The organism is Microbacterium sp. Soil_C_42, from assembly GCF_057656735.1.
Genome location: NZ_JBDGJU010000065.1, coordinates 1 through 7,511, shown reverse-complemented (window position 1 = coordinate 7,511; position 7,511 = coordinate 1). Strand labels below are relative to the sequence as shown.

Annotated in this window: 6 protein-coding genes; 4 read left to right on the top strand and 2 right to left on the bottom strand. The window is 67.7% G+C overall.

Annotation, left to right across the window (positions count from 1 at the left end; genetic code table 11):
* The coding region (locus AC3A46_RS19075) for a hypothetical protein (protein WP_487666635.1) at nt 1-259 on the top strand (259 nt) is incomplete at its 5' end.
* A gap of 367 nt (nt 260-626) precedes the next feature.
* On the opposite strand, the gene AC3A46_RS19070 is transcribed toward AC3A46_RS19075, so the two are convergent.
* Together AC3A46_RS19070 and AC3A46_RS19065 are read right to left on the bottom strand one after the other, a co-directional pair.
* Nucleotides 627-1,379 carry a hypothetical protein gene (locus tag AC3A46_RS19070; protein WP_487666634.1) on the bottom strand — a complete coding sequence of 251 codons (753 nt, stop codon included), beginning with the start codon at nt 1,377-1,379 and terminating at the stop codon, nt 627-629.
* Entirely contained in the window at nt 1,379-2,113 is a 735-nt protein-coding gene (locus tag AC3A46_RS19065) for a ParA family protein (protein ID WP_360712953.1), read from the bottom strand. Before AC3A46_RS19065 ends, AC3A46_RS19070 begins: the two co-directional genes overlap by 1 nt.
* 706 nt (nt 2,114-2,819) lie before the next feature.
* Between AC3A46_RS19065 and AC3A46_RS19060 the strand changes: the two genes are divergently transcribed.
* The 3 genes from AC3A46_RS19060 (at nt 2,820) to AC3A46_RS19050 (ending at nt 6,910) form a co-directional block, all read left to right on the top strand.
* Entirely contained in the window at nt 2,820-4,082 is a 1,263-nt protein-coding gene (locus AC3A46_RS19060; protein ID WP_386026632.1) for a DNA sulfur modification protein DndB, read from the top strand.
* A gap of 280 nt (nt 4,083-4,362) precedes the next feature.
* Nucleotides 4,363-4,920, top strand: coding sequence for a telomere-protecting terminal protein Tpg (gene tpg, locus AC3A46_RS19055; RefSeq protein ID WP_386026634.1), 558 nt, complete (start codon nt 4,363-4,365; stop codon nt 4,918-4,920).
* 784 nt (nt 4,921-5,704) lie between these two features.
* On the top strand, nt 5,705-6,910 hold the full coding sequence (locus tag AC3A46_RS19050; protein WP_386026638.1) for a helix-turn-helix domain-containing protein: 1,206 nt from the start codon (nt 5,705-5,707) through the stop codon (nt 6,908-6,910).
* Nucleotides 6,911-7,511: the final 601 nt, after the last annotated feature.

Below are 7,511 nucleotides of genomic sequence, written 5' to 3'. Positions count from 1 at the left end.
GGCCGAACGCCGGGCCGCCGCCCACCGGGAGACCATCGCGCGCGCCGAGCTCGCCGCGCTCGAGGCCGAGGACCTTGCCCGACTGTCGATGCGGGAGCGGGCGGAACGACGCGTGGCCCGGATGATCCTCGCCGCCGGAGGCGACAAGGACGCGGTTCCGCTCGCCGAGATCGAGACGGCACTCGGCGTGGGACGCACGATCGCCGGCGAGCGCCGGCAGGCCGCCGCCGACCTGATCGCAGCCGGCTACACCGGATGAGCGACCGTCACCACCATGGGCGAGGCCCGGGGCGCATCAATCGCCCCGGGCCTCACCCCCCGTTTTTACCCGTCGATCAGGCAACGCGGAACCGTACCGGGGTCTGATCGATCCGGTGCGCCGCCGCCCCCGGTTCCGCTACGGTCATGATCAGTCCGCGCCGACATGGGTGCGCGGAACAGGCCCGGTGCCCAGCGCGCTCTGGGGCAGTACGACCGGTCCGCTCTTCGGCCCCGGCACTCCACGGAGTACCGGGGCCGCGCTGTGTCCGGCCCCCGATGTCCTGCGCGACCGCGGGGTCTTCGTAGGAAGACCCCGGGTCTTCCCGTCACTTGGACGAAAAGACCCGGGGTCTTCCTACGGGTCTTCAGCCGTTCTGCCCCAGGGCCCGCTGACCGAGCTCGGCCTTGAGGGCGGTCAGCTCGCGCATCAGCTCGCCGCAGGCCTCGAAGGCGAGGTCCGGGTCGCTTGCGCCGAGTCGGCGCAGCGCCGCGAGACTGAGCTTGGCCGGGTCGATGGCAGCGGCCAGCGGACGCGGATCGGACTCGACCTCGACCTTGTAGCCGAGCTTGACGGCCGCCTTCAGGAACCCCTGATAGGTCAGCTCCCCGGCCGTCTCGGCTTCCTTCCAGCAGGCGCGCGTGGCTTCGTCACCGTGGTCCCGTTGCACCGACACCAGCGGGCGCAGCGGCTTCTCCTGGAGCTGCCGCTTGGTCACCGGCGCCAGCGCCCGCACGACCGGGCCGATCCGGATGACCTTGTTCATGTAGTCGGCGCCGTGGCCGTTGAGCGCCTTGCCCCAGGCGTCGAAGGACGCCAGGCCGCTGTCCTCCCAGAGCCGCTCCTCGCGGACGAGCTCGTAGGCGCCGCTGGTCATCAGCAGGTACTGCTGCTGAATCCCCTCCGTCGCCGCCTGGGCCCACGCATCGGCGAAGGTGATGGCGCCCTGACAGTGCGCCAGACGTTCGGCCCGGTCCTGGCTCGCCGGCGCACGGAAGACCGGGATCTCGGGCTCGGCCGCCTGCCGCTGCGGCTGGACGGTCTGCTTCTCCGGCGCCACCCCGGTGCCCACCGCGGTCCGGCTGAACTGCTCGGCGATGCTCGTGCGCGTCCCGCCCATCAGACACCCGCCTCGATCTCGTCCAGCCGGTTCCCGGCCCCGCGAAGCCCGTGTTCCAGGGCGAAGCGGTAGAAATCCTCCCGTGCCTGCAGCTCCACCCGGTTGTTGTTGTACTGCGTCACCACCCGCGTCGCGTTCGTGTGGACGCGGTACCGGCGGATCACCGTCCGGGCCACCGGCCAGCCATGGCTCTCGCAGAACGCGCGGGTGCCATCGACGTACGCCTGGCCCTCGGCCGGCGGCCAGTTGTTGATGACCACCTGGTAGGCCAACCCGCGCGGCTTGAGCACCCACTCGATCGTCTGCCACGTGGGCTCGAAGGAGTCGGGCTCGGTCAGGATCGGGACGATGACGTCGTCCGCCTGGCCCAGGAGCGCGCTCAGCAGCCGCCCGTACCGGTCGTCACCCAGCGGATCCTCACCGGCCTCGTACTGCTCCGGCGTGATCTCCGCCCACCCCGGGGTGTCCACGAAGATGTGGCTGTACGGGAGCTTCCTGAGGAGCTGGATGTTCTCCAGGTCCCCGGAGATGTCGAGGACGTCGAAGGGCTGCTCGACCAGCCGCGCCGCCCGCCACAGGGACGTCCCCTGGGGGTCGGCGGACGCGACCGCGACCGACGGACTCCCGTCGCCCCGCGGACCCGCGACATCGGCGCAGACCGCACCCAGGTTCAAGGAGATCAGCGACTTCCCCACGCCGCCCTTGCGGTTCGCGACCACATGGATCTTTGCCATCGAAGGCCTTCCGTTCGCTTCACCGGCCCGCGGACGGACCGGCTACTTCGGTGTACGTAAAGCAGTCTGTCTCATCAGTGCCTTCGATAGGCGAAGGCCCGCCCGGACTGGACGGACAGGGCCATCGGACTCGCCGCCGGCCCGCGCCGAAGCGGGCGTGCGGATCAGAAGTGGTGCTCAGAGCCCGCTGGGAAGAGTCAGGTCTGTACTCGTGCCGCGGGCCCCACCTGGATCCTCAACCAGGTGATGACCGACTGCTGATCCCGCACGCCGCGGTCCAATTCGGATACGTGAGGACCGCGGCGACAGGCCCGCGTGGAAGCCCCCGTACAACCCGACGCGGAACCGGAGCAGGTACCTCGCTGGCGGCACAGCGCCCCCGGATACCGGCTCGACCGTGCAGCCGGGGACGGAGGCGGCTCCTCGTGTACATCCGGGTGCGGCCGGCCTGTCAGGGGTGCTGGGGCGGATGCGTCGTGGGCACCGAGCTGGCCGAGTGCGGTGCCAACCGGATCGCCAGGAAGGACCGGCAGATTGCTGCGCTGACGTGCGGTGATGCACTGTCAGCACTCTCCCGCGGAAGTCCAACTGCCGCTCTCTGGGCAGTCATTCTTTCAATTTGAGCTTCCGCGGAAGCTTTGAATGCTCTAACTTCAGTGCAGCGGCTACGGATTTCGTGCCGCGGAAGCCCACCTTGGAGGTTGAAATGAGCCTGTCCATGTTCGGACGGCAGGGAACCACGCTGCCTGCGATGATCGTGCGGCCCGGCGTCGCCGTCACCAGCGTCGAGCTGCTCTCCCTCGTCCACACGGTGCCCGACCCGCGGAAGGAGGAGGGGAAGAAGAACCTGGCGCAGGCGGGGGCTCTCCTCAAGGCGCACGCCGAGATCCGGCTTCTCGTACAGCGGACCCTTGCCGGGGCGAAGGGCAAGAACGCGAACGAGTACGCCGACTACATTGCCGCGGGTCTGCGCGGCGACCTCTTCAACGGCTGGTCCACGCCGCCGGTGACCATCTGGATCCCGTCCCAGGCGGATGGGACGCCGACCGCCACCGCGAAGGAGGTGGCGGAGGCTGCGGGGTCGGGGCTGTACGAGGTGTTCATCCCGGTTGGCGCGCACGAGGTACCGATCGACGGCGAGACGCAGTGCACGGCGCTGCACCAGATTGCTTCCGATCCGGAGGCATACGGGCTGACGATCGACCAGCTCCGCGACGTGCGGGTCCCGGTGGAGCTGTACTGGGACCTGAGCGTCGAGGAGGCGCGGCAGGTGTTCCACGACCGCAACGTCAAGGGCATCACGGTGGACAAGAACCTCGCGATGTCCATGGACCAGCGCGATCTGGGGACGCAGCTCGCCCACAAGATCGCCGACCGGGTGAAGATCCCCACCGCCGACGGCATCGTCTCCCTCGCCTCGCTGGTGCAGTCGCAGCGTCGGCAGCTCGCCGTGTCGGACGACAAGCTGATCACGCTGTCGGGGCTGCGGGCGCTGGTCACCACCGCGCTCCTCGGCCGGTCCGGGATCGCGAAGACGTCGGCGACGGTGACGGAATCGACGCTGGACACGGAGAAGGTGTCGGCGGAGGAGCAGAAGGAGCGGGTGGTGTCGCTGCTGTCGACGGTCCTCACGAAGCTCGCCCCGGAGCTGGCCAAGGGGCCGAAGGGGACGGCGCTGAACGCGCCGGCGATCCTCACCGGGCTCGGCGTCGCCGTGCACCACGCGACCGAGTGGGTGGAGACCGATCGGATCACGGAGGAGACGCTCATGAACATGGTGACGTCCGTCAAGTGGGACCGGTCGGCGCAGTACTGGGATGGGGTCGGCGGTAAGGCGCTGGTCAACGAGGGGCAGGTGACGGGGGTGTCGTTCGCAGGTGGCGCGAAGGACTCCGGCGGCCGGGTCGCCGAAGCGATCCTCTACCCGTCCACGGAACTCGGGCGGAAGATCCGCGGCATCGTCGCGTAACTCCGGCACGGATATACGGCTCCCCACCCCGATGTCGACGGGGTGGGGAGCCATCGTCGTTCTATCACGGGACCGGTTCGGTCTCCGCGGAGCGCGGCCCGCCCTGACCTGGGCGGCAGCCAGGTCCACACGTGGCGGACCCCTGCCCGACCCAGGCGGCCGAGCTCCGACCGCGGTGGCCGTCCACAGCCAGTCGGGGAGCGGTCAGTCCACAGAAAGCGTCGCCCCTGCTAGACGATCAAGAAAACCTTCCCAGCGCTGGGAAAGAATCGAGGACAGCATGCGCGTCGTCGGCGACAGCCTGGACCGCGCCTCGCAGGAGGCGTTCACCCGCCCCATCCCCAAGTCCGCGGGCGCACAGATGCGGTACCTGGTCCGGCAGCACAAGGGCTCCACCCGTGCCGTGGCCGGCCTGCTGGGGGTCTCGCAGCGCACGGTGGAGCGGTACGTCCGCGACCAGTTCCGCACGCCCAAGGCGGAGCTCGCCCAGCGGATGGCGGCCGAGGTCCGCCGCCGGTGGCAGCCCCTGGTGCGCAAGCGCGCCCGGGACAAGGCCGCGAAGTCCACGGGCCTGGTCATCGAGACCCGGGCCCGGTTCGGGTTCACCGCCGCGCCCGGCACCACCGACGACGGACGGATGCGGCGGATCACCCAGCACCTCCCGCCCGAGTACGCGAGCCAGCTGCTCGCCGCCCAAGACGCCGGCGCCTCCGAGGCGGAGCTGCAGCAGCTCACCGCCGAGGGACTGCAGGAGGTCTACTTCAAGGACAGCGGCGGTCGAGCCCAGGAGCTGCTGGTCGAGTTCACGGACATCGACTACATCGACATCGCGTACTGACGACCGGCACGGCGCAGGGGGCCTTAGACCAGAACAACAAAGCGATCACTGAAAATCGCGCATACCTGGTCAGATGATGACCAGTTGACGTGTTGCGGCAGGAGGCCAGCGAGCGGCGGCGCAGACCTGAGGGCGGATTCCGCTACAACTGCCCTGGTCAGAGCGTTTCGTGTCGGCCAGTCAGCTTTGCCGAACTGGGGTCCCAGCCGGTACCCGTAAGATGGTCCGCATCACCCGTTCGCCCGGTGCATTCCTTAAGGATCCATCGGGAAGGGGGTGATACCGCTATGTCCGAGTCAGACCCCGTCCGGGGTGATGACGAGGACCGCAGGTTCTGGACGCGAGAGCGCCGACGGGAGGCGACCTTCGAAGGGCTGATGCTCTTCGTCAGGTTGCTGCAGGTCCTGTTGGGCGGCGGGTGAGGTTCCAGCCTCACCCACCGTCACAAATCTGAAGCGGTCCCAAGAGAGGCCCGCGCATACCGATTGGCCAATCGGCGCGGGTCTCTCTTCCTTTGGCTTCAGCGTTCCAACAGGGGTGCCACGAGAGGCGCCTGAAGCTGTGCTCCGGCCCTGCACGCGCAACCAAGTCTGATCTGATCCCTTGAAGGGTGCACTCTGACGATGCAGAGATGCAACAGTCGCAAACCTAAAACGACCCCTAGGATCCCGCCTAGCTGGCTCTATAGCTTATAGTCACCATGCATGACTCTAAGCTATCATTCTTCCTAGCTCTAAAGCGTACCCTGCTCGGAACGGCAGTCAGCATGTTCTAGGGGGGGCGTATGGCTCGAGGAACAGGGTTCTTCAATGGGACGGAGTTGCGCAGACAGAGGTTGAAGCGGGGCCTGAGCGCAGCGCGGCTTGCTGAAGCGGTGGGCACTACAAAGGCGATGGTGCTTGCCTACGAGGCCGGCAAGACCGTACCTGAGGCGCGGCGGGCAGCATTCCTAGCGGAGGTGCTGGAAGTGCCAGCAGACAGGCTTGTGAGGCCGCCGCTGGGCGCTAGAACGGGCAGCTCCCGGCAGAGGGAGCGGCTGCTGGCCGAGGAACTGGGCACCGAAGTCGAGGTCGTTCGTGCGTTGACTGCCCCATACGAGGGTCAGAGACCCACCCCCCATCTGGTTCCCGCTCCGCTCACTGATCTGCGGCGTGTAGCGGGGCTGCGCGTTGCCGATGTCGCTGACAGAGCTGGTATCAGCATCAGCAGCTACCGTTCGGTCGAGACCGAGGGGCTGCTGCCCAGCCGAGGAACGGGACGGTTCCCGGCCAAGCTCGCGGAAGCCCTGGGAGTGAGAGACACCAGGGTTGAGCTCGCCCTCAGACATCACCCGGAAGCCATCAAGAGGGCGCTTCGAGTCTCCGAGAGCATGGGGGACCTGTTCAGCCGCATGGAGCGGACTGGTGAGGTAGTGACCTCGGACGACCCAGCCGTCCAGCAGGTCTTTCTGTACGTCAGGCAGCCACTGGGCATCCTCACGCGGGCCATGAACGTTCAATTGGACAGGCACCGAGGCCTGCGCAGGAGAGAGGCAATGCTCGCCGCGAGCGCCGCCTACCCGCGGCCTGGAGACGGCGGCGACGCGGAGGAGGAGCTCCAGGACGTCGCAGCCAAGCTGTCGACCTCGCCGGAGACGTCTGCGACCAGGCTGATGTGGTCGCTTTCGCAGGCGTTGACCGCGCGGCAGTGGCGCGCCTTCGCTGATGCACTGTGGACTGTCTACTCCCACCCTCCAGGCCCCCGTGCAGTCGGCGCAGTTCATGAGTTCTGGCCTGAGCTTGGACCCGCACTCCTTTATCGTCGCTGGGCCGGTCGTTCACTGGTAAACATGGAAGATTCAGGCGCTGAACTGTCCTACCGCTTTACGCCCGCGGCAGTCCGTTTCTATGATTCCCAATGGTCCTTTTACCGCGCCATTTATCCGCGATTTTCGGCCCCATCTCCAGCCTATTTCCGGAGGAAAAGAACAGAGGAGAGATATCTCTACTAGCTAGACGTGGTTTGGGTTTTGAGCGACCGGGGGATTTCGTGGATACGACCTGATGTATCGTCAGTTTTGTATGGTGTAGTGACGTGTTGCTGATCCCGGGGCGCTCGAGGGTTCCGCGTGGGCGGGGCCGCGCATCGCCCCCTGGTGTTATTTGTGCTGGTCAGAGCGCTACTGGGGAGGGCGTCTGGTGGGGTGGGGTAGGAGTCTCTCGGGTCTGACCGGTGCGCGGCAGGGGGGCGAAGCGCCCGGGGGCGGTGGCAGGTTTCTCGGGTTTCTACACAGCTCACAATGTGATGCATCCGGTGATGCGGAACCCTCTCGGCAGGACCCCTCCCGCACTCGATGTCCCCACCGCGGCCGACTGTCATCGACACTCCCGAGCCTGCGGGCCGGCACCCGACGGACTCGCCCACCCCTTCGCTGTTGCCAGCTGGCCCGCGTCAGCGGGCCCAGGTCTGGAGGCGTAGCCGGAAGGGCCAGGAGTGGGAGCGTAAGCGGACACCCCAACGGGCCGTAGGCCCGTCGATGCCCCCCGCTTGCGGGGGGCATCTGGTGGCGCGTCAGCGCCACCACGGGCCGGAGCGCAGCGGAGGCCTTGCCT

What these genes read in the sequence shown, in the direction of transcription:
- AC3A46_RS19050 (WP_386026638.1), top strand. Translation starts at nt 5,705, where the DNA reads ATGGCTCGAGGAACAGGGTTCTTCAATGGGACGGAGTTGCGCAGACAG.
- AC3A46_RS19060 (WP_386026632.1), top strand. Translation starts at nt 2,820, where the DNA reads ATGAGCCTGTCCATGTTCGGACGGCAGGGAACCACGCTGCCTGCGATG.
- tpg (WP_386026634.1), top strand. Translation starts at nt 4,363, where the DNA reads ATGCGCGTCGTCGGCGACAGCCTGGACCGCGCCTCGCAGGAGGCGTTC.
- AC3A46_RS19070 (WP_487666634.1), bottom strand. Translation starts at nt 1,379, where the DNA reads ATGGGCGGGACGCGCACGAGCATCGCCGAGCAGTTCAGCCGGACCGCG.
- AC3A46_RS19065 (WP_360712953.1), bottom strand. Translation starts at nt 2,113, where the DNA reads ATGGCAAAGATCCATGTGGTCGCGAACCGCAAGGGCGGCGTGGGGAAG.